Origin of the sequence: Streptomyces sp. NBC_01334 (assembly GCF_035983595.1) — a bacterium.
In the GTDB taxonomy this organism is placed as follows: domain Bacteria; phylum Actinomycetota; class Actinomycetes; order Streptomycetales; family Streptomycetaceae; genus Streptomyces; species Streptomyces coriariae.
In genome coordinates, this window is the sequence record NZ_CP130718.1 from 8,630,733 (window position 1) to 8,651,788 (window position 21,056).

At 73.5% G+C, this 21,056-nt stretch carries 18 protein-coding genes; 13 read left to right on the top strand and 5 right to left on the bottom strand.

Going from position 1 to position 21,056, the window contains the following annotated elements:
- The first annotated feature begins 7 nt into the window (after positions 1 to 7).
- The 5 genes from OG736_RS38520 (at position 8) to OG736_RS38540 (ending at position 5,654) form a co-directional block, all read left to right on the top strand.
- Positions 8 to 1,432, top strand: a complete 1,425-nt coding sequence (locus OG736_RS38520; protein ID WP_327186555.1) for a BNR repeat-containing protein — start codon at positions 8 to 10, stop codon at positions 1,430 to 1,432.
- 91 nt (positions 1,433 to 1,523) lie between these two features.
- Positions 1,524 to 2,582 (top strand): LacI family DNA-binding transcriptional regulator, encoded by a 1,059-nt coding sequence (locus OG736_RS38525; protein WP_327186556.1) that lies wholly within the window; start codon positions 1,524 to 1,526, stop codon positions 2,580 to 2,582.
- A gap of 126 nt (positions 2,583 to 2,708) precedes the next feature.
- Positions 2,709 to 4,010 (top strand): alpha/beta fold hydrolase, encoded by a 1,302-nt coding sequence (locus tag OG736_RS38530; protein WP_327186557.1) that lies wholly within the window; start codon positions 2,709 to 2,711, stop codon positions 4,008 to 4,010.
- A 28-nt stretch (positions 4,011 to 4,038) separates the two neighbouring features.
- The gene (locus tag OG736_RS38535; protein WP_327186558.1) at positions 4,039 to 4,782 is read left to right on the top strand and encodes a PIG-L deacetylase family protein; all 744 of its coding nucleotides are present in this window, start codon (positions 4,039 to 4,041) and stop codon (positions 4,780 to 4,782) included.
- Between the two features lie 41 nt (positions 4,783 to 4,823).
- Entirely contained in the window at positions 4,824 to 5,654 is an 831-nt protein-coding gene (locus OG736_RS38540; RefSeq protein WP_327186559.1) for a pentapeptide repeat-containing protein, read from the top strand.
- Here OG736_RS38540 and OG736_RS38545 read toward each other — a convergent pair.
- A complete protein-coding gene (locus OG736_RS38545) occupies positions 5,616 to 7,202 on the bottom strand; it encodes a cytochrome P450 (protein ID WP_327186560.1) in 1,587 nt (528 codons plus the stop codon). The two genes, OG736_RS38540 and OG736_RS38545, sit on opposite strands and share 39 nt — an antisense overlap.
- Before the next feature lie 107 nt (positions 7,203 to 7,309).
- Between OG736_RS38545 and OG736_RS38550 the strand changes: the two genes are divergently transcribed.
- Together OG736_RS38550 and OG736_RS38555 are read left to right on the top strand one after the other, a co-directional pair.
- Positions 7,310 to 7,924, top strand: a complete 615-nt coding sequence (locus OG736_RS38550; protein WP_327186561.1) for a TetR/AcrR family transcriptional regulator — start codon at positions 7,310 to 7,312, stop codon at positions 7,922 to 7,924.
- 135 nt (positions 7,925 to 8,059) lie between these two features.
- Positions 8,060 to 8,785, top strand: a complete 726-nt coding sequence (locus tag OG736_RS38555; protein ID WP_327186562.1) for a DUF2470 domain-containing protein — start codon at positions 8,060 to 8,062, stop codon at positions 8,783 to 8,785.
- Here OG736_RS38555 and OG736_RS38560 read toward each other — a convergent pair.
- Positions 8,753 to 9,943: a lactonase family protein gene (locus OG736_RS38560; RefSeq protein ID WP_327186563.1), complete on the bottom strand. Its 1,191-nt coding sequence runs from the start codon at positions 9,941 to 9,943 to the stop codon at positions 8,753 to 8,755. The two genes, OG736_RS38555 and OG736_RS38560, sit on opposite strands and share 33 nt — an antisense overlap.
- Positions 9,944 to 10,302: 359 nt before the next feature.
- Positions 10,303 to 11,559: an FUSC family protein gene (locus OG736_RS38565; protein WP_327186564.1), complete on the bottom strand. Its 1,257-nt coding sequence runs from the start codon at positions 11,557 to 11,559 to the stop codon at positions 10,303 to 10,305.
- Between the two features lie 181 nt (positions 11,560 to 11,740).
- On the opposite strand from OG736_RS38565, the gene OG736_RS38570 reads away from it, so the two are divergent.
- Positions 11,741 to 12,388 carry a TIGR03086 family metal-binding protein gene (locus OG736_RS38570; RefSeq protein ID WP_327186565.1) on the top strand — a complete coding sequence of 216 codons (648 nt, stop codon included), beginning with the start codon at positions 11,741 to 11,743 and terminating at the stop codon, positions 12,386 to 12,388.
- A gap of 32 nt (positions 12,389 to 12,420) precedes the next feature.
- Here OG736_RS38570 and OG736_RS38575 read toward each other — a convergent pair whose 3' ends face one another.
- Together OG736_RS38575 and OG736_RS38580 are read right to left on the bottom strand one after the other, a co-directional pair.
- Positions 12,421 to 13,062: a PAS domain-containing protein gene (locus tag OG736_RS38575; RefSeq protein ID WP_327186566.1), complete on the bottom strand. Its 642-nt coding sequence runs from the start codon at positions 13,060 to 13,062 to the stop codon at positions 12,421 to 12,423.
- The gene (locus OG736_RS38580) at positions 13,055 to 13,654 is read right to left on the bottom strand and encodes an HD domain-containing protein (protein WP_327186567.1); all 600 of its coding nucleotides are present in this window, start codon (positions 13,652 to 13,654) and stop codon (positions 13,055 to 13,057) included. The genes OG736_RS38575 and OG736_RS38580 overlap by 8 nt, the downstream gene beginning before the upstream one ends.
- 154 nt (positions 13,655 to 13,808) lie before the next feature.
- Between OG736_RS38580 and OG736_RS38585 the strand changes: the two genes are divergently transcribed.
- The 5 genes from OG736_RS38585 (at position 13,809) to OG736_RS38605 (ending at position 21,046) form a co-directional block, all read left to right on the top strand.
- Positions 13,809 to 17,057: a cytochrome P450 gene (locus OG736_RS38585; RefSeq protein WP_327186568.1), complete on the top strand. Its 3,249-nt coding sequence runs from the start codon at positions 13,809 to 13,811 to the stop codon at positions 17,055 to 17,057.
- A gap of 22 nt (positions 17,058 to 17,079) precedes the next feature.
- Entirely contained in the window at positions 17,080 to 18,042 is a 963-nt protein-coding gene (locus OG736_RS38590; protein WP_327186569.1) for a phosphotransferase family protein, read from the top strand.
- A gap of 91 nt (positions 18,043 to 18,133) precedes the next feature.
- A complete protein-coding gene (locus OG736_RS38595) occupies positions 18,134 to 19,426 on the top strand; it encodes an ROK family transcriptional regulator (protein WP_327186570.1) in 1,293 nt (430 codons plus the stop codon).
- A 266-nt stretch (positions 19,427 to 19,692) separates the two neighbouring features.
- Positions 19,693 to 19,965, top strand: a complete 273-nt coding sequence (locus tag OG736_RS38600) for a hypothetical protein (RefSeq protein WP_327186571.1) — start codon at positions 19,693 to 19,695, stop codon at positions 19,963 to 19,965.
- A 247-nt stretch (positions 19,966 to 20,212) separates the two neighbouring features.
- Positions 20,213 to 21,046, top strand: coding sequence for an alpha/beta fold hydrolase (locus OG736_RS38605; protein ID WP_327186572.1), 834 nt, complete (start codon positions 20,213 to 20,215; stop codon positions 21,044 to 21,046).
- Positions 21,047 to 21,056: the final 10 nt, after the last annotated feature.

Below are 21,056 nucleotides of genomic sequence, written 5' to 3' on the forward strand. Positions count from 1 at the left end.
CCCCGAGATGAGACGACGCACCCTGCTGGCCGGCGCTCTCCTCAGTGCCGCGGCGTCCCCCGTCCTCGCCGCCGGCACCGCCCGCGCCGCCGACCCCGGCCCCTCGGTCACCAAGAAGGCCACCACCCGACTCGACGCCACGGCCGTGTTCTTCGTGTCCTACGACGGCCTGGTCAACAACAACTCGTTCCAGAAGAACGGCTTGTTGACCTACAAGGGCTACCAGTACGCCGCCTGGTACACCTCCACCAAGAACGCGGTGGTCGCCCGCCGCGTCCTCGGTGGCACCACCTGGTCCACCGTCACCCTCTCGCACCAGCTCAAGGCCGGCGACTCGCACAACGTCATCTCCATGGGCGTCTCGAAGGTCGACGGCCGGCTGCACCTCAACATGGACTCCCACAGCGACGGCTTCTTCTATGTGAAGTCGGCTCCCGGGCTCCTGGACAACCCGGCGGCCACCTCCTGGACGTCGTCCGTCTTCGGCACCGTCCAGACCACCCTGGACGGCCTCGCGCTCACCACCCAGTTCACCTACCCGCAGTTCATCGCCACCCCCGAGGGCAGGCTCCAGCTCAGCTACCGGGTCGGCATCTCCGGCAACGGCCGCAACGCCCTTGCGGAGTACGACGGTTCGACCTGGACGAACCTCGGCGAGTGGTCCAGCTCCACCGGCACCTACACCAGCGAGCACGGCTCCTCGACCGTCCGCAACATGTACCTGCACGGCATGGACTACGACGTCAACGGCCGGCTGCACTCCTTCTTCACCTGGCGCGAGCAGAACGGCGCCGTGATGTGCTCCGGCGGCGGCATCACCAACCACGACACCGGCTATGTCTACTCCACCGACCGCGGCCGCACCTGGCTGAACAACGCGGGCACCGTCGTCGGCACCACGGGCGGCTCCGACAAGGTCGCCGTCACGGACGCCGGACTCGTCGTGGACGCGCTCAACCCGGACCACTCCCTGATGAACCAGGAGAGCCAGGCCACCGGCTCCACCGGCCTCCCGCACGCGATCATCAGCTACGTCCCCGGCCGCTTCGGCCAGTGCACCACCAACTACGTCGGCGACCGCACCGCCAACGGCCGCGCCTTCCATCTGCGCAAGAACTCCTCCGGGAGCTGGCAGAAGACGGAGATACCCGTCGTCCTCGGCTCCAGCCAGCGCACCAAGCTGGTCCTGGACAAGTACGACAACGCGTACGCGATCTTCCCCTTCGGCCGGATCGCCGGCGCCTCCAAGGCCTCCGGCTACACGGACTGGACCGTGCTCTTCGACGGCAGCGGCCTCAACGCCTTCGGGGAGGTCGTGATCGACGAACTGCGCGTCAAGGCCGACAACGTGCTGTCCTTCATGTACCAGGAGAAGTCGAGCGGGACGACCCCCTCGGCACTCCACGTCGTCGACTTCGCACTGCCCGCATGACCCGTATCCGTACTAGGACAGGGGTGCGGCGGGGTGACGGTAATGTGAAGGCCGTCCCGCCGTATCCCGTTCACCTGGAGGTCCCCGCCTGATGGCCCAGCCGGTGGGAATCAAGGACGTCGCCCGTGCCGCCGGAGTCTCCGTCGGCACGGTGTCGAACGTCATCAACCGCCCGGACACCGTCGCCACCGAGACCCGGGCGCGCGTGCTGTCGGCGATTGACCGGCTCGGCTACGTGCGCAGCGAGTCCGCCCGGCAGCTGCGCGCGGGACGCAGCCGGATCATGGGGCTGCTGGTGCTCGACATGGGCAACCCCTTCTTCGTGGACGTCGCCCGCGGCGCGGAGCGGGCCGCCCGCGACGCCGGGCTCGGTGTGATGGTCTGCAACAGCGCCGAGAGCGTCGGCGAGGAAGCCGAGTACCTGTCGCTCTTCGCCGAGCAGCGGGTGCGGGGCGTGCTGCTCACCCCGGCCGACGCGACCGGCCGCAACATCGCCTCCTTCCGCCGGCACGGCATCCCCTTCGTCCTCGTCGACCGCGTCTCGGAGGGCACCACCGAGTGCTCGGTCTCGGTGGACGACGTGGCGGGCGGCGCGCTCGCCGTACGGCATCTGGTCGACGCCGGGCACCGCTCGATCGCCTATGTCAGCGGCCCGCCCGGTTTCACCCAGGTCCGCGACCGCCGCACCGGAGCCCTGAACGCGCTCGCCGAGGCGGGCCTCGGCCCCGAATGCCTGCGTGAGCTGCCCACCGAACGGCTCGACGTGGCCGCCGGGCGGGACGCGGGCGCCCGCCTGCTGGGCCTCGGCGACCGCCGCCCGACCGCCGTGTTCTGCGCCAACGACCTGCTCGCCCTCGGCGTGCTCCAGGCGATGTACTCGGCGGGGGTGAAGGTACCGGAGGACCTGGCCATCGTCGGCTACGACGACATCGAGTTCGCGGCCGCCGCCGCGGTCCCCCTCACCTCGGTCCGGCAGCCCGCCGTCACCATGGGCGCGCTGGCCGCCGAGATGCTGCTGGAGGAGACCGAAGAAGGAGGGACAGGAGGAGCGGGAGGGGCAGGAGGAGCGGGCGCAGGCCGGCACGAACACCGGCGGGTGGTGCTCCAGCCGGAGCTGGTGGTGCGCAGGTCCAGCCTCTCGGCGCGCTGAGCGACGGTTCAGTAACGTGCTGAGTGCCCGTTCAGTAGCTGTTCATGATCCCCCGGGCTCCTGCACCGCCCGGACATGTGCTGAACTGGGACGCGGCCCTTACACCGATCGTCCCGGGAGCCTCTGTTGTCCGTCAGCTACCGCCAGCCCGGCGTCGTCCTCACCGACCGTCGCTTCACCGTCCCCCTCGACCACGCCGACCCGGGCGGGGAGACGATCGGGCTCTACGCCCGCGAGGTCGTCGCGAGCGAGAAGGCGGACCAGGACCTGCCCTGGCTGCTCTACCTCCAGGGCGGCCCCGGCTTCGGCGCCAACCGCTTCGTCGGCAGGCCGGCCTGGCTCGGGCGGGCGCTGAAGGAGTACCGCGTCCTCCTCCTCGACCAGCGGGGCACCGGCCACTCCACCCCGGCCAACCGCCAGACGCTCCCGCTGCGCGGCGGCCCGGCCGAACAGGCCGACTACCTGGCGCACTTCCGCGCCGACTCGATCGTCCGCGACTGTGAGCTGATCCGTCGCGAGGTCACCGGCGGCGCCCCCTGGACCGTGCTCGGCCAGAGCTTCGGCGGCTTCTGCACGGTCGCCTACCTCTCCCTCGCGCCCGAGGGCCTCGCCGCCGCCCTGATCACCGGCGGTCTGCCCGCTCTGGACGCGCACGCCGACGACGTGTACCGCGCCGCCTACCCGCGCATGGAGCGCAAGGTCGCCGCGCACTACGCCCGCTACCCGCAGGACGTCGACCGCGTCCGCCGTATCGCCGACCACCTCCTCCACCACGAGGTGACCCTCCCGAACGGCTACCGCCTCACCGTCGAGGCCTTCCAGACGCTCGGCATCCTCCTCGGCGGCGGCGAGGGCAGTCACCGCCTGCACCACCTCCTCGAAGAGGCCTTCGTCCCCACCCCGCACGGCCCGGCGCTGTCCGACGCCTTCCAGGAGGAGATGCAGAGCCAGCTCTCCTACGCCGGACACCCTCTCTACGCCCTGGTCCACGAGGCGATCTACGGTCAGGACGGCCGCCCCACCGCCTGGGCCGCCGACCGGGTGCGCGCCGAGTTCCCGCAGTTCGACGCGGCGAAGGCGCTCACCGGCGACGGACCGCTGCTGCTCACCGGCGAGACGGTCCACCCCTGGATGTTCGACACCGACCCCGCGCTGCGCCCGCTGCGCGAGACCGCCGAGCTCCTCGCCGCCCGCACCGACTGGCCGCCCCTGTACGACCCCGCGCGCCTCGCCGCCAACGAGGTCCCGGTCGCGGCGGCGATCTACCACGACGACCTGTACGTCGACACCACCCATTCCCTGCGCACCGCCCGCGCCGTCCGCGGCCTGCGCACCTGGGTCACCGACGAGTTCGAGCACGACGGCGTGCGGGCCGGCGGACCCCGCGTCCTGGACCGGCTGCTCGCCCTCGTCCGTGACGAGGCGTGACCCCGTCGTCACCGGTTAGTCTGCGGGCATGACCGAGCCGACGATCACCCAGCTCCAGCCCATGCCCGAGGACTGGCGGCGCGCCCTGGCCGTGGTGGCGCACCCGGACGACCTCGAGTACGGGTGCTCCGCGGCGGTCGCCGCCTGGACCGACGCCGGTCGCGAGGTCGCCTATGTGCTGGCGACGCGGGGCGAGGCGGGCATCGACACCCTCGCGCCCGCCGAGTGCGGTCCGCTGCGCGAGCGGGAGCAGCGGGCCAGTGCCGCCGTGGTGGGTGTGTCGACGGTCGATTTCCTGGACCACCGGGACGGCGTCGTCGAGTACGGTCCCGCCCTGCGCCGCGACATCGCCGCCGCGATCCGCAGGCACCGCCCCGAGCTGGTGATCACCCTCAACCACCGCGACACGTGGGGCGGGGTCGCCTGGAACACCCCCGACCATGTCGCGGTCGGCCGCGCCACCCTCGACGCGGCCGGGGACGCGGGGAACCGCTGGATCTTCCCGGAACTTCTCGAGCAGGGCCTGGAGCCCTGGAACGGCGTGCGCTGGGTCGCGGTGGCCGGCTCCGCGACGCCCACCCACGCCGTGGACGCGTCGGCGGGACTGGAGCGGGCGGTGGGCTCGCTGCTCGAACACCGCGCCTATATCGAGGCGCTGACCGACGAGGAGCCCGAAAGCTATGTACGGGGCTTCCTGACCGGGGTGGCGAAGTCGGTGGGCGAACGGTTCGGCGGCCGCCCGGCAGTGGCGTTCGAGCTGTTCAGCCGGTAACCGGGCAGGTCAGCCCGTATCGAATGCGTAGGCTGGACGGCATGCAAGACAAGACGGTGGACCGGACCGGACTGCGCGGCGACTGCGAGAACTGCTTCGGCCTGTGCTGCGTGGCCCTGCCCTTCGCCCGCTCCGCGGACTTCGCGATCGACAAGCCCGCGGGCAGGGACTGCCCCAACCTCGGCGAGGACCACCGCTGCGGGATCCACGCGCGACTGCGGCAGAGCGGCTTCACGGGCTGTACGGTCTACGACTGCTTCGGCGCCGGGCAGAAGGTCTCGCAGCTCACCTTCGGCGGCCGGGACCGGCGTACGGCCGCGCCCGAGGACGCCCGCCGGATGTCCGAGGTGTTCCCGGTGGTCCGCCAGCTCCACGAACTCCTCTGGTACCTCACCGAGGCGCTCGGCCTGTCCGCCGCCCGCCCGATCCACGGCGAGCTGCGCCGGACCCTGGCGAAGACCGAGGAACTCACCCGGCTGTCCCCGGACGAGCTGCTCGCCCTCGACGTCCCGGCGCACCGTCAGGACGTCAACGTGCTGCTGCTGAAGACCAGTGAACTGGCCCGGGCGGGTATCCGCGGGCGCAAGAAGGAGCGCCGGGGCGCCGACCTGATGGGCGCCCGTCTCCGGGGCACCGACCTGCGCGGCGCGAACCTGCGCGGCGCCTGTCTGATCGCGGCCGACCTCACCGGCGCGGATCTGCGCGGCGCGGACCTGATCGGCGCGGACCTGCGGGACACCGGCCTCGCCGACGCCGACCTGACCGGCGCCTTCTTCCTGACCCAGCCGCAGCTGAACGCGGCCCGGGGAAGCGCGGGCACCAGGCTGCCGGAGTCAGTCACCCGCCCCGTGCACTGGACAGCGGGACTCTGAGGGCGCCGTCGCCGCGCGCTCCTCGCCGAACGTCGCGCCGGACGGCGTCGGTGCCGGTGTCGGAGTGCGCCGGTCCAGGTGCATCCGCAGCCCGTCCGGCATCAGCGTCAGCCGTTCCGTGACCCGCAGCCGGTACGCCGGGTCGGGCTGCAGCTCGTAGCGGCGGAGCAGCAGCCCGAGCACCAGCGTGGCCTCGTGCAGCGCGAACTGCCGTCCGATGCAGGCCCGCGCCCCGGTGCCGAACGGCTTGAAGGTGTGCGGGGCACGCGCGCGGACGGCGGCCGCGTCGAAGCGGTCCGGGTCGAACCGGTCGGCGTCCGGCCCCCACGCCTCGGGGTCCCGGTGCAGCATGGCCGTCAGGATCAGTGCCCAACCGCCCCGCCGCATCGGATGCTCCCCGCCCAGCACGGTGTCCGCCCGGGCCTCGCGCGCGAACGCGGGCGCCGTCGGCCACAGCCGCAGCGCCTCGTCGAGGACCCGGCGGACGTATCGCAGCTTCGCGACCTGCTCGTACCCCGGCACGGCAGCGTCCCCCCACACCCGGTCCACCTCGGCGCGGGCGCGGGCCGCGATCTCGGGGTGGAGGGACAGGTAGTGCAGGGCGAAGGAGAGCGCGCCCGAGGTGGTCTCGTGGCCGGCGACCAGGAAGGTGACGACCTGTCGGCGCACGTTCTGCGCCGACAGCCGTTCGCCCGTCTCCGGGTGGGCGGTGTCCAGCATCCGGTCGAGCAGGTCGCCGTCCCCGCCGCCGCCCTCGCGGCGCGCCCGCACCAGCTCGTCGACCGTGCGGTTCAGGTAGGCGATGTCGGCCTCGTTGCGGCGCGTGGCCCGGCGCAGCAGGGCGGGGGAGGGCACGGTGTTGAGGCGCTGCGCGTAGGTGAGGGTGCCCACCATCGCCGTCACGAAGGGGTGCGGCCGGGCGCGTTCGAAGGACGCGAAGTCGTGCCCGAAGCCGGTGCGGGCGATCGTCTCCAGGGTCAGTTTGGTCATGTCGCCGGGCACGTCCACCGCCCGGCCCGCGGCCAGCTCGCGGTCCCAGTGGCCGGTGAGCCGCTCCGCCACGTCCAGCATCATCGGGTGGTAGGCCGCCATCGCCTCCCGGCTGAACCCCGGGGCCAGGACGTCGTGGGCCAGCTGCCAGTTCGGTTCGTGGTTGTACGCCGTGAACAGGGCGTCCCCGACGACGGGCCGCAGATTGGCGATGCCCAGCCCCACATGCTTGGCGAACCGTGTCTCGTCGGCCATGTCGGCGGCCAGTCCGGCGCCCCACACGAACACGAACTCCCGGCCGAACGCCTTGCGGCGGAAGATCGGCCCCAGCTGCCCGGCGTACCGCAGGGAGTCCTGGAGGGGCGTGCGCCGGCTCGCGCCCAGCACGTCGCCGAGCAGGGGGAGCCGGCGCGGCGGATGCGGTATGCGCTCCAGCTCGGGCCAGCCGAGCTCCGCGCTGCGGAACCCCTTCGGCAGGACGTCCCCCGACGCGGGCCCCGTCGGCCCTGTCGTCCCTGTCGTGGCCGGTCCGCCCGTCGTCCCCGTCGTCTCCGCCATGACGCGATCTCCCTTGATGCAGCGGCAGGTTGAGCATGTTGTACGTGGGTTCAACAGCGGTCTCAGTCTGCTGCCGCTGTTGAACCGGCGTCAAGTAGAGTGCGGGGATGGCCGCGAACCAGGGGGAGCGCACCCGGCGCCGACTCAGCACCGAGGAGCGCAGGGAGCAGCTCCTGTCGGTCGGCGCGCGGCTGTTCTCCGAGAGCCCGTACGACGACGTGTGGATCGAGCGGGTCGCCGAGATCGCCGGGGTCTCCCGGGGGCTGCTGTACCACTACTTCCCCACCAAACGGGACTTCTTCGCGGCGGTCGTGGAGCGCGAGAGCCGGCGCATGCTGCGCATGACGGCGGCGGTTCCCGGTGTCCCGGTGCGCGAACAGCTGGCGTCCGGCCTCGACACCTACCTGGCGTACGTGGCGGCCCACGCCCACGGGTACCGGGCCTTCCACCGCGCCGACGCCTCCGGGGACCAGGCCGTGCGCCAGGTCTACCGGCGGGCGCTCGCGGCACAGGAGCGGCAGATCCTGGCGGCGCTCGGCGCCGACCCGGAGTTCGGCCCGGTCTTCGAGGAGCGCCCCGACGTACGGCTGGCGGTGCGCGGCTGGCTGGCCTTCACGACGGCGGTCTGCCTGGAGTGGCTGCGGGGGTCGGACCTGTCACGGGAGCAGGTGGGGGAGTTGTGCGCGCGGGCGCTGCTGGGGGTCATCGCGGGCCCGGCGTGATCATCGGCCGGAGGGCCCGCGCCCTCGTTGCCGAGGTCGGACGGCCGGTGTCCCGGTCGAACATGGTGGGGCCATGGTTGGCGAACACTCGGATCTCCGATAGGTTAGGCAAGGCTTACCTAAGGAGGATTTGGGATGGGTGACAGCCAAAGCTGGGCGGCCGTGCCTGCCGCTGCCGAGCGGGCCCGTTCGGTACTCGCGGCCTCATGGTCCTGCGCGGTGACCGCGGACGGCGGGCGCGAGGAGTTCGTCGGTGCGCACACCGTCGACGAGGACGGCCGGGTGATCCTGCACGTGCCCGAGGACAGCGCCCTGCTCACGGCCGCGATCTGCGCGCCCCGCGGCGAGCCGTCCGCCGTGCTGGAGTTCGCGGACGTGGCGCCCGTCCCGGTCCGCGGCCGTATCCGTGCCCGGCTCTGGCTGGCCGGCTGGTTCACCCCCGAGGACGGCCACCTCGCCTTCCACGCCACCCGTGTCGTACTGAAGGAGCCCACCGGCGCGGTCGTCGTCGACCTCGAGGAGTTCGCCGGCGCCGAGCCCGACCCGCTCGCCACCGCCGAGGCGCACCTGCTCACGCATCTGGCCGACGCCCACCCCGACGCGGTGGAGCGGCTCTCCCGGCTCGTCCAGCGGGACTGCCTGCACGGCGCCGTCCGCGTCCAGCCGCTCGCCGTCGACCGGCACGGACTGACGCTGCGCATCGAGCGCGCCCGCGCCCACGGCGACGTACGCCTGCCCTTCCACGCGCCCGCCGACGACGTCGGCCAGCTCACCGAACGCATGCACGTGCTGCTCACCCAGGCGGCCGCCGCCGCCTGTCCCCGAGCCCTACAGCGGCAGCGCACAGACGGCGACGGGTGACGCGAACGGCTCGCCCGCGAGCCGCAGTTCACCGTCGGTGCCGTCCACCCGGAAGACGCTGACCGTGCCGGAGCGCTGGTTGGCCGCGAACAGCAGACCGCCGTCGGGGGAGAGGGCGATCTGCCGGGGGAAGTCGCCTTCCACCGGCACCGTGCCGAGCAGCCGCAGCCGGGCCCCGTCCGCCTCCACCGCGTAACGGGCGAGGGTGTTGTCGCCGCGGTTGGCGAGGAAGGCGTACCCGCCGTCCGGCGTGACCGCCAGCTGCGCCGGGTAGTTGGTGTCCGCCTTCGCGCCGGTGGACTGCGGCCTGCCGATCGTCAGCCGGCCGCTCGACGGCTCGTACGCGCAGACCGCGACGGTGTCGTCCGCCTCGTCGGCGAGGTAGGCGTACCGGCCGCCGGGATGGAACGTGAGGTGCCGCGGCCCGGCGCCCGCCCGGGTGTGCGCCTGCGCGACCTCCGTGAGCGTCCCGGCCCGCTCGTCCAGGCGGTAGCTGTACACCGTGTCCGTGCCGAAGTCGACGGCGAGGACATGGCCGCCGTCCGGGGCCGTGATGAACTGGTGTGCGTGCGGCCCCTGTTGGCCCGACCGGGGCGCCGGACGGCTGTGTGTCACCCGGTCGGTGCGCTCGCCGAGCGCCCCCGAGGCGGCGATCGGGTGCACGGCCACGCTGCCCGAGCCGTAGTCGGCGCTCAGCAGCCACCGCCCGCCCGGATGGACCGACAGGTGACAGGTGTGCGCCCCGCCCGTCGGCCGGCCGCCCAGCACCTTGCCGTCGGACAGCCGCACGGCGGTCACCGCGCCCCGCTCCCGTTCGTTCACCGCGTACAGCGTTCCGCCGTCCGGGTGCACCGCGAGATACGACGGGTCCTGGACACCCGTGATCGTGCCCCGCCCGGTGATCCGCCCCGAGGCGGGGTCGTACGAGGCGATGCCGATGCCCTTCCCACCGCCCTCGGCGGAGGTGTAGGTGCCCAGGTAGAGGGGGCGGGGGCCGGAGGAACTCCGCGAGGGATCCGGGGCGGCGGACGCCGACGCCGAGGGCTGCCCGGGCGGCGCGGCCTGCGGTGAGTCCCGGCTCTTCGCCGCGCCGCCGTCGTTGTCGCCGCCGCTGCCGCACCCGGCGAGGGCCGACGCGGCGGCCGCGCCGCCGAGCATCCCGACGAAGCCGCGCCTGCTCCGACCTCCGCCGGGCTCTCGGCTTCGCCCGGGGCGGGGGGAACCCCGGCGCGCCGCTTCCGTCCCACTGCCCATGCCCGCACCTCAGGTCGTCGTACGCCTCCGCCGTGACAGCCACCTTGACCCGGACGGGCCGTCGAACGCAAAAGCGGACCCTGGGCGCGGCGGGCGGCCGGGTACGCCGGGGCGGAGGGACAGGCGCGGTGCCCGGCTGCCGTAGCCGTACCGCACCGGTCTCCCGGGGCGTCCCGCAGGTGCTGCGCAGCGGGGGCGGCGCTCGCCCCGGGTCCAGGCAGGTCACCGGACGGGACCCCACGCCGACCCCGTCCGGGGCCGACTCAGGAGGAACGCCGGCCGAACCCCGTACGGTTCCGCCACAGCTGGTCCTGCACGCCCAGGCGCTCGCGCAGCCGGTTCAGTCGTGGCATCCGCTCACGCTGCTCACGGCTGTTGCGGTCCAGTTCCTCCAGGAGACGGCGGGAGCGGTGCTCGGTGTCGAGCTCGTCGATGATGCGGGTGGCCTCGGTCAGCACCGCGCCGTGCAGCTGCCACTGGCGCGCGTCGTGCTGGAGCTGCTCCAGCAGCAGCTGGGCGAGCTTGTCGCGGGTGGCCGCGGCCTGCCGCAGCTCGGCGGTGAGCCGCTCCTCGGCGGCGTCCGCGTTGAGGCTGACGCTCGTGGTGACCAGCACCGCGAAGCTGACCACCGCGTCGGCGATCTCGGACAGCAGCCGCTCCACGACCTCGCCGGTCCCGTCCGGGAACAGCGGCTGCGGCTCGCGCTCCTTGGCGAGATCGGTGAGGGTCCGGGCGAGCACCCGCAGCACGACCGTGCAGATCTCCAGCGTGTCCAGACCGGTGCGCAGCACCACCCGGTGCAGCAGCCCCTCACGCACCCGTGGATTGAACCGCAGGCTGTCCTCGGCCTGCCGCAGGGCCGCGTCCACCTGGACGATGTCGTGGTCCAGGCGGCGCGCCTCGTGCAGCCGGGCGGCCGCCTGCTCCACCGGGGTACGGCCCGAGGCCTCCTCGCCGATGCGCAGCATCAGCTGGCGCAGCCGGCGGGCCAGCCCCTCGATCGACTCGCCCGCCTCCTCCACCCACACCGGAGGCGGCAGCAGCAGATTGCAGCCGAGCCCGACGAACGCGCCGATCAGCGTCTCCACCACGCGCGCCCACGCCGTGTCCCCGACGGTGGTCACGCCCAGCACGAGCATGGCGCTGATCGCCACTTCGGGTACGTACTCGTCGACCCGCACCAGATGCCCCACCGCCAGCGAGGACACGATCAGCAGCGCGAGGCTCCACCAGGTCAGACCCACCAGGAGGCTGAAGGCGATGGCCACGAGCACCCCGGCCACCACGGCGTTCACCCGGCGGATCCCGTTGGTGAGCGTCGCGTACAGGGTGACCTGGACGACGAGCAGCGCGGTCAGCGGGGCGGTGAGGGGCAGCGCCTCGGGGCTCAGGCGCAGCGCGATGACATAGGCGATCGTCGCCGCGGTGGCGGACCGCACTGCCTGGACGACGACGGGTTCCCGGTGGCGCTGTACCAATCGCACGAGCGGTGCCGCTCGCTCACGTACTTCTTCTTGCATCGACAGTCCAGTTCCCCTTCCCCCGCGGCCTCGAACGTTTCTTCACCACCTCGCGGCACGCGACGGGCGACCGGCTGCCTCGATCGGCCGCATTGAGGACCGTCGCTGTCCGCAAGTGAGCCTAGATTGATCTCATCAGCCGGGGAAGACACCGGGTACGTGCGACGGAGGGGGAAGCTCCATGGCGGACAAGGCAGCCGGGCCGGAAGAAGCGGTGACGGCCGACCGGGCCGACGGGGCGGGCACACCGGGCATCGAGGTGCTCACGGGGGCGCACGCCTACCTGCGGCAGGTGGTCGCGGCGGTCGGCGACGAGCAGTGGGGCGCAGCGACCCCGTGCGACGCGTGGACGGTACGCCAGGTGCTCAACCACGCCCGCATCGACCAGCAGGGCTACGGCCTCGCGCTCACCGGAGGACGGCCCGACAGCGACCCGTTCCACCCGGCCGACGCGCTCGACGGCGACCCGGCGGCCGAGCTGGCGAAGGTGCTGGACGCGGTGGCCGAGGCGTACGCCGGGATGCCCGCGGACACCGAGCAGGTGCCGACGCCGCTGGGCCCGCTGCCGCTGCCCCTCGCCATCGGCGCCGCCGCGATGGACGCGGCCGTGCACGCCTGGGACATCGCCGTGGCCACCGGCCAGGACCGCCCCCTGCCGGCCGGGACGGCCGAGGGGATCGGGCCGGCGGCGGAACACCTCGTGGACCACCTGCGCGACTCGTACCAGGTCTTCGCCCCGGCGCGGGAGACCCCGGACGGCCACGACCGGTCGGCGACGCTGCTGGCCTTCCTCGGTCGCGACCCGCGCTGGTCCCCGCGCGCGGACTGAGGGGGACGCTTGGGCGACGGCTGTCCCGTCGCCTACGCGTCGCCGGCCGGCGCGGGCGGCCACGCCCCTGCCGCCAGCACCCCCAGCGCATAGGCGCGGGCGACCAGTTCCGTACGGTTGGCCGCGCCCCAGCGCGTGGACAGGCGCCGCAGGTGATAGGTCACGCCGTCCCGGGTGAGACCGGTCTCGCGGGCGGCGCGGGCCGTCGTGGCGCCGCCCGCGAGCAGCGCGAGGATCCGTGCCTCGACCGGCGTGACGCGGACCGGGGGAGCCTCGGTGCGCGGCGCGCGTTCGCCGAGGACGCGCAGCATCACCAGCAGCGCGGGAGTCGCCTCGACGCTGTCGCTCACCGGGTCCGCCGTCAGCTCCCCGTACCGCTCCACGGCGCCGGGCGGCTGCCAGCACACATACACCTGGTAGCGCGAGCGGTGCCGCAGTCGCAGCGCCTCGGCGATCCGCTCCACCTGGGTCGCCTCCTGCGGCCGGAACAGCTCCAGCACCCCCTGCCCGCGCAGCCGCCCCGGACTCGTCCCGCACTCCGCCGCCATCGCCGGATTGGCCAGCCGCACGGCGCCGTACACATCGCACACCGCGACCGGCACCGACACCCGGTCGAAGAGCAGCAGCGCGCGGTTGCGCCACACCACGGCGTCCCGCTCGGCCCGCTCACCCATGGACGGGATGCGCCGCCTGCCAGGCCAGCCGCAGGTCCGCGCCCTCACCGAGGCCGGTGAGGAACTCGTCGAGGTCCAGGAACTCCTGCCAGACGGGCCGTCCGCCCGCGCGCGACAGCTCGGCCACCACCAGGTCCTCCAGGTCGGCCACCCGCTTGTTCTTCCACACCTTGTCGGCCAGGCTCACCAGCAGATCCTCCACGGCCACACCCGGCGTCCCCCAGGAGGCGTGCGTCCCGGCGAACCGCGCCGCCTCGGGGCGCACCCCGTGGGCCAGCAGCAGTTCCCGTCCGGCCGCCTCGTGCCGGGCGCCGGGGCCGGACAGCTCGTCGGGGTGCAGGGTCTTGCCGATGTCGTGCGTGGCCGCGCCGAACAGCACCGCCTCCCGGTCCACGGCCAGCGCCGGACAATGCCGTCCGACCCAGTCGACGAGCCGGCCCGCGACATCGTGGACGGCCCGCAGATGAGCGACCAGCCGGGGCGGCGCACCGACCTCGTCCAGGAGCGCCGCCACCTCCCCGGGCAGCGGGCGCAGCACAGGGTCCGAGGTCTCGTCCAGGGCGATGGACAGCACGGTCGGGGTGAAGGTCATCGGCCCAGCCTAATAACCGTCGCGGGGCGCCTCCGCAACCCCTCACGTGCCCTTTCCGCTGCACGAACATGTAGTCCGGCGGCACGGCCCCGGTATCCGGGTGGATCACGCTGGAGTGCGGTACGTCCGTTCAGCGAAAGGCAGTTGTCGCGCCATGCCCCCCACCGCGCTGCGCCCGCACACCACCGACACCGGCTCCGTCACCCCCACCGACACCGGCTCCGTCACCCCCACCGACTCCGAGACCCCCACCGGCATCCCCCTCGTCGACATCACCGCCACGGGCCCCGGCCGGACCCCCGTCCAGCAGGCCATGGAACTGATGCGGGAGCACGGGCCGCTGTTCGTGCGGCGGTTGCACGGGCGGGACACGCTCTTCGTCGCCGACCTCGACCTGGTGACCGACCTCGCCGACGAGCGGCGCTTCGCCAAGCACGTCGGTCCCGCCCTGGAGAACGTCCGCGAGTTCGCCTCCGACGGTCTGTTCACCGCCTACAACGACGAGCCCAACTGGGCGAAGGCGCACGACATCCTCATGCCGGCCTTCGCGCTCGGCTCGATGCGCTCCTACCACCCGGCGATGCTGAAGGTGGCCCGCAGGCTCATCGGCGCCTGGGACCGCGCCGCCCGCGCCGGGCAGCCCGTGAACGTGCCCGACGACATGACCCGGATGACCCTCGACACCATCGGACTCGCCGGATTCGGCTACGACTTCGGGTCGTTCGAACGGGACGAGCCGCATCCGTTCGTCGAGTCGATGGTGCGCTGCCTGGAGTGGAGCATGACCCGGCTCGCCCGCGTCCCGGGCCAGGACCACACCGCCGCCGACGCGGCCTTCCAGGCCGACGCCGACCACCTCGCCCGGGTCGTCGACGACGTCATCGCCGCCCGCACCTCGGGCACCGGCGGAGATGCCGGCGACGACGACCTCCTCGGGCTGATGCTCACCGCCCGGCATCCCGCCGACGGCACCACGCTCGACACCACCAACATCCGCAACCAGGTCATCACCTTCCTGATCGCGGGCCACGAGACCACCTCGGGCGCGATGTCGTTCGCGCTGTACCACCTCGCCAAACACCCCACCGCGCTCCAGCTCGTCCAGCGCGAGGTCGACGCCCTGTGGGGCGACACGCCAGACCCCGAGCCGACGTACGACGAGGTCGGCCGGCTGACCTACACCCGCCAGGTGCTCAACGAGGCGCTGCGGCTGTGGCCCACGGCGGCCGCGTTCAGCCGGCAGGCGCTGGTGGACACCCTGCTCGGCGGACGCGTTCCGCTGAAGGCGGGGCAGTCCGTGGTCGTCCTCGCGCCGATGCTGCACCGGCAGCCCGTCTGGGGCGACAACCCCGAGCTGTTCGATCCCTCCCGCTTCACCCCCGAGGCGGAGGCGGCCCGTTCCGTGCACGCCTTCAAGCCGTTCGGCACCGGTGAACGTGCCTGTATCGGACGGCAGTTCGCCCTCCATGAGGCGACCATGCTGCTGGCGATGCTCGTCCACCGCTACCGGCCGCACGACCACGCCGACTACCGGCTCGCGGTGAAGGAGACCCTCACGCTCAAGCCCGAGGGCCTCACCCTCACCCTCTCTCCGCGCACCCCGGCCGACCGGGTCCACCCGGATCTGCCGGGCGCCGTCCGGACCGAGACCGCGCCGGCCGTCGAGGCGAACGCCCTTCCCGCTCGCGTCCGGCCCGGCACCTCCGCCCTCTTCCTGCACGGCAGCAACTACGGCACCTGCCGCGAGTTCGCCGACCGACTCGCCGACGAGGCGGCGGAGATCGGCTGCACCACCCGGGTGGCCCCACTGGACGACTACGCGGACGGTCTGCCCACCGACCGCCCGGTGGTCATCACCGCCGCCTCCTACAACGGCCGCCCCACCGACGACGCCACCGCGTTCGCCGCCCGGCTCGAGGAGACCCGCGACCTGTCCGGCGTGACGTACGCCGTCCTCGGCGTCGGTGACCGCAACTGGGCCGCCACCTACCAGCACGTCCCGACCCGCGTCGACGAGCGCCTCGCCGACCTCGGCGCCACCCGGCTCACCGACCGCGCCGCCGCCGACGCCTCCGGCGATCTGACCGGCGTCGTACGGGAGTTCACCGGCCGGCTGCGCACCGCGCTGCTGGAGCGGTACGGCGACCCCGACGCCGTCGAGTCCGCCACCGCGCCCGCCGACCGGTCCCCGGCCGCCTACGAGGTCCGTACCCTGACCGGCGGTCCGCTCGACGCCCTCGCCGCGCGACACGGGCTGGTGCCGATGAAGGTCACCGAGGCGTACGACCTCACCGCTCCCGGCCACCCCCGCCGCAAGCGGTTCCTCCGCCTCGCCCTGCCCGAGGGGACCACCTACCGCACGGCCGACCACCTCACCGTGCTCCCGGCCAACGACGGTGTTCTCGTCGAACGCGCCGCCACGGCACTCGGCGTCGACCTCGACACCGTCCTGGACATCCGTGCCACCCGCCTGACCCGCACCGGACTCGCCGTGGACCGGCCCATGACGGCTCGTCAACTGCTAGTCCAACAGGTCGAGTTGCAGGAGCGTCCGAGCGCTTCCCAGCTCTCCCTGCTGGCCGCCGCCAACCCCTGCCCGCCCGAACGCGCGGCCCTTGCCGCCCTCCCCGACGGCGACCCGCGCACCCTCGTCGAGGTGATCGAGGACCACCCGGCGCTGCGCGGCGCACTGGACTGGCCGCGACTCCTCGATCTCCTCACCCCGCTGCGGCCCCGGCACTACTCCATCTCCTCCTCGCCCGCGGTCGACCCGGGACACGCGGACCTGATGGTCTCGCTGCTGGAGGCGCCCGCGCGATCGGGCCGGGGTCTCCACCGGGGCACCGGCTCCGGGTATCTCACCGGGCTCGTGGCGGGCGACGCGGTGTACGCCCGTGTCCAGCCCTGCCGCGAGGCCTTCCGTGTCGACGACTCGGCACCCGTGGTGATGGTGGCGGCCGGCACCGGTCTCGCACCGTTCCGGGGCGCCGTCGCCGACCGCACGGCAGCCCTCTCCTCGGGTGCCCGACTCCAGCCCGCACTCTGCTACTTCGGCTGCGACGCCCCCGACGCGGACTTCCTGCACGCGGCGGAGCTGCGCGCGGCCGAGACCGCCGGAGCCGTCTCGCTGCGCCCCGCGTTCAGCGCGGCCCCCGAGAACGGGGCGATGTTCGTCCAGCACCGCATCGCCGCCGAGTCCGACGAGGTGTGGCGGCTGCTGGCCGCCGGAGCCCGCGTCTACGTGTGCGGCGACGGTTCACGGATGGCGCCGGGTGTCCGGGAGGCGTTCCGTACCCTGTACCGGGACCGCACGGCCGGAGCCGGTGACACGGCCGCCGAGGCGTGGCTCGACGGGCTGATCGCGGACGGCCGTTACGTGGAGGACGTCTACGTGGCCGGGTGACCGGGAGGAAGGAGCGGGCGGGGTGACGGATTCCTGGGAGCGTGCCCGGAGCGTCCTGGCGGCGGCGGGCATCCCGTCCGACCGGCTGGCCCACGTGGGGCCGCTCGGCGGCGGCACGTACAACACGGTCGAGGAGCTCCGCCTGACGGACGGCGGCCACTACGTACTGAAGGTCGCGCCCACGGCGCCGGGCCTGAGCCACGAGACCCGACTGCTGTCCGCGGAGGCGGAGTTCTGCCGCGGGGCGGCCCTGGCCGAAGTGCCGGCGCCGCGGGTGGTGGCCCTCGACGGGCAGTGGCTGCTGATGACGGTGTGCCCGGGCGACCCCTGGAACGGATCGCTGGATCCCGCCGAACAGGCCGATCTACGCAGGGAGTTGGGGAGTCAGATGGCTCGGCTGCACCGGGTGACCGGGCCGGGCTTCGGCTACCCTTCCGGCGCCTTCGGCCCGCTCGCCCCCGACTGGCGCACGGCGTTCACGGGGATGTTCGACGCCCTCCTCGCCGACGCCCGCAGCTACGGCGCCTGGCTGCCCCGCCCCGCCGACGAGGTGGCCGCCGTCGCGTGGGCCGCGTACGACGCCCTGGACGAGGTGACCGTCGCCCGCCTCGTCCACTTCGACCTGTGGCCGGGCAACATCCTGGTCGACCGGGCCGGCGCAACGCCCCGGATCGGGGGCCTCATCGACGGCGAGCGCATGTTCTGGGGCGATCCCCTCGCGGACTTCGTCTCGGCGGCGCTGCTCGGGGACATCCGGAAGGACGAGCCGTTCCTGGAGGGGTATCGCGGGGCCGGAGGGCACGCCGTGTTCGACAGGTCCGAGCGGCTGCGGCTCGCCCTGTACCGCGCCTACCTCTACCTGATCATGCTCATCGAGACGATCCCGCGGGCATACGGCGCGGAGCACGACCGCTGGCTGCGCGAGACGGTCGCGCCGGAGCTCCTCGCGGCACTGGACGAGATCGAGTCCGCGGGCGTCTCTTAGCTCACATCGTGAACTAAGGGTTGGAGGAATGTCGCGTGAGGCTGCCCGCAGGGGTATGTTGCAGGTCGGGCAGGGGGCGAAGGGGAGCGACATGACGGGGCGGAACGGGCGCACGGTACGCGACCTGAGGCGGGCCAACCGTACGGCTGTGCTGCAACGGCTCTACTTCGACGGGCCCCTCAGCCGCTTCGAGCTCGGCCCGACCACCGGCCTGAGCTCCGGCTCGGTGAGCAACGTCGTCGCCGACCTGGTCGCCGACGGACTGGTCGAGGAGGCCGGCAGCGTCGACTCCGACGGCGGCCGCCCGCGCATCCTGCTGCGCGTCGTCCCCGCCAGCGGGCACATGATCGGCGTGGACGTCGGCGAGACCCGGGTGCGGATCGAGCTGTTCGACCTCACCCTCACCGAACTCGCGCGGGTGGAAAGGCCGTTGGAGCAGCGGCGGTACGAGGTCGACGGGATCGTCGGGCACATCAAGGACGGTGTCGCCGAGGTGCTGGGCGCCGCCGGCGTCGGCCCGGAACAACTGCTCGGGGTCGGGATCGGTGTCCCGGGCATCATCGAGCACACCCCGGAGCGGGGCGCCGTCGTGCACGGCCAGACGATCGGCTGGGACGCCGTCCCGCTGGAGGCGCTGCTGCGCGAGAGTTCCCTCCTCCCCGAGAGCGTGCCGTACTTCATCGACAACGGCGCCAAGACCCTCGGCCAGGCCGAGATGTGGTTCGGCGGCGGACGCGGCGCGCACAACGCGGTCGTCGTCCTGTTCGGCTCGGGTGTCGGAGCCTGTCTCGTCACGCCCGAGGTGGAGCACGGCCGGGCCGTCGAGTGGGGGCATCTGACCGTACGGGTGCGGGGCCGCCGCTGCCGGTGCGGCGCCCTCGGCTGCCTGGAGGCGTACGCGGGCGCCGAGGCGCTGCTGGAACGCTGGCGGGAACAGGGGGGCCGGCCGCCGGAGGGCGTGGACGAGGAGAGCGCGCTGACGGCGATGCTCAGCGCCGCCTACCCTCTCGGGAGCGCGGAGGCACCCGACCCCGTGGCGCTCGCGGTGCTGGAGGAGACGGCCGAGTACCTCGGCGCCGGTCTCTCCGACCTGATCAACCTCTTCCAGCCCGAGCGCATCCTGATCGGCGGCTGGGCCGGACTCCAGCTCGGCGCCCGCTTCCTGCCCGCCGTACGCCGCCACGCGACCGCGTACGCGCTGCGTCACCCCGCGCAGAAGGTCACCGTCGAGCTCGGGCGGCTCGGCCCCGACGCGGTCACCGTCGGCGCGGCGATCCTCCCGCTCGCCGACTTCTTCGCCCGAGGCGGCCGACGCCCCGAACCCACCCCCGCCGGCCCGGCCCCCGCCTGGCGCACGGTCCTGGAGGAACGCGCCCCCCGTTGAGCCCGTGCCGACCGGGCCTTGCGCGGGTCGGTACAGGCCGGGCCCCGCGCCGGGTTCGCACCGCCGGCGGTGGTCGCGTCGCGCCTTGAGGCCGTGTCGCCGCCCCGACCGGTGTGCCGGACGTCCGGCGGCACCGCCTCCGTACACCCGGCCGCGCCGCCACGTTTCGCTGATCACCGCGGAGGTACTCGCCTCCTCGCCCGGACGATCGCCGCCCGGGAGAGTCGCCCGCGCTTGGCGCGGGACGACGGTGAAGGGAGGACGTCGTGGCCGCACAGCGCCCCGAGGGTCCCGGCGAGAACGGCACGCCGATACCGCGCGACCCGCCGGACCAGCAGGCCGACGGGGGAGAGGACCCCTGGGACATCGGCGACCCCGAGCCGTCCGGACAGTCCGAGGAGTCCGAGGAGTCCGGCGGGTCCGGGGAGGACGCCTCCGACGTTCCCGACACCGACGAGGCGGGTACCGGCCGGCAGGGCGCGCCCCGAGCGGGCAGCGGTCAGTCCGACCGGCCCGTGCCCGAAGAGCCGGCCGACTGAGGACCGGCACGGGTACGGCCGGCCGGGTCCGCGCACGGCCCGTCCACCGTCGGCTCACGGCACCGACCGCACCGGGCGGGGAAGCGCCGCCACGGGACCCGACCCGCACGGCGGTGCCGCGGCGGCGGCGACTTGGCGAGCGGCGGACGCGGGCATGACCCGGGAGGTAATCGACGCCAGGGGTCCCGGCCGGAAGCATCGAGGACGTACCCGGCCACCGCGTCCCCGCACGTCAGGAGAACGACCCATGCCGTACTTCACGAGCCCCGTCGACGGCGCACGGCTGCACTACGTCGATCACGGGCCCGCCGACGGGCCCGTGATCGTCTTCGTGAACAGCCTGTACTTCGGTACCGAGATGTGGGAGTACCAGATGCTGCCGCTGGCCCGGGAGGGCCACCGCTGCGTGGGCTTCGACCGGCGCGGCCACGGACGCTCCGACGACGTGTGGGGCGGCTTCGACCTGGACAGCCTCGCCGACGACGTGCAGGGCCTCCTCGACCGTCTCGACCTGGGCGAGGTCACTCTCGTGGGCCACTCCCTCGGAACCGCCGAGATCGTCCGCTGCCTGGCCCGGCACGGCGTCGACCGCGTGGCCCGGGTGGCGCTGGTCGCCGGCATGGCGCCCGGTCCGGCCCGGTCGGCGAACCACCCCAAGGGCGTCGATCCGGAGCTCCTGCGGGCGGGCACCGAAGCCTTCCGGCGTGACCGCTCCGCCTTCTTCGCCGACGGCGCGCGCGCCTTCTTCGCGCTGGACCGGCCGGGCAACGACCTGTCCGAGGCGTACGTCGAGTCCATGATCCGGCGCTGCCACGGCTCCACGGCACGGGCCGGCGTCGCCCTCGGCGAGCTGATCGCCGAACTCGACGTCGCCCCAGAGCTGGCCGCGCTGAACCTGCCCGTGCTGGTCGTCCACGGCACCCACGACACCTCCGGGCCCATCGAGCTGACCGGCCGCCGTGCCGCGCGCCTCGCCCCGAACGCCACCCTCGAGGTGTACGAGAACGCCGGTCACGGCCTCTTCGCCACCCACGCCGACCGACTCACCGCGGATCTGCGGAAGTTCGCGGCCGGGGGCTGACCCGGCGTCC

Coding starts and splice junctions, on each gene's coding strand:
- OG736_RS38540 (WP_327186559.1), top strand. CDS start 4,824: ATGCAAGACAAGACGGTGGACCGGACCGGACTGCGCGGCGACTGCGAG.
- OG736_RS38585 (WP_327186568.1), top strand. CDS start 13,809: ATGCCCCCCACCGCGCTGCGCCCGCACACCACCGACACCGGCTCCGTC.
- OG736_RS38560 (WP_327186563.1), bottom strand. CDS start 9,943: ATGCTCGGCGGCGCGGCCGCCGCGTCGGCCCTCGCCGGGTGCGGCAGC.
- OG736_RS38575 (WP_327186566.1), bottom strand. CDS start 13,062: ATGGGTGAGCGGGCCGAGCGGGACGCCGTGGTGTGGCGCAACCGCGCG.
- OG736_RS38595 (WP_327186570.1), top strand. CDS start 18,134: ATGACGGGGCGGAACGGGCGCACGGTACGCGACCTGAGGCGGGCCAAC.
- OG736_RS38570 (WP_327186565.1), top strand. CDS start 11,741: ATGGCGGACAAGGCAGCCGGGCCGGAAGAAGCGGTGACGGCCGACCGG.
- OG736_RS38545 (WP_327186560.1), bottom strand. CDS start 7,202: ATGGCGGAGACGACGGGGACGACGGGCGGACCGGCCACGACAGGGACG.
- OG736_RS38605 (WP_327186572.1), top strand. CDS start 20,213: ATGCCGTACTTCACGAGCCCCGTCGACGGCGCACGGCTGCACTACGTC.
- OG736_RS38550 (WP_327186561.1), top strand. CDS start 7,310: ATGGCCGCGAACCAGGGGGAGCGCACCCGGCGCCGACTCAGCACCGAG.
- OG736_RS38525 (WP_327186556.1), top strand. CDS start 1,524: ATGGCCCAGCCGGTGGGAATCAAGGACGTCGCCCGTGCCGCCGGAGTC.
- OG736_RS38565 (WP_327186564.1), bottom strand. CDS start 11,559: ATGCAAGAAGAAGTACGTGAGCGAGCGGCACCGCTCGTGCGATTGGTA.
- OG736_RS38555 (WP_327186562.1), top strand. CDS start 8,060: ATGGGTGACAGCCAAAGCTGGGCGGCCGTGCCTGCCGCTGCCGAGCGG.
- OG736_RS38580 (WP_327186567.1), bottom strand. CDS start 13,654: ATGACCTTCACCCCGACCGTGCTGTCCATCGCCCTGGACGAGACCTCG.
- OG736_RS38520 (WP_327186555.1), top strand. CDS start 8: ATGAGACGACGCACCCTGCTGGCCGGCGCTCTCCTCAGTGCCGCGGCG.
- OG736_RS38535 (WP_327186558.1), top strand. CDS start 4,039: ATGACCGAGCCGACGATCACCCAGCTCCAGCCCATGCCCGAGGACTGG.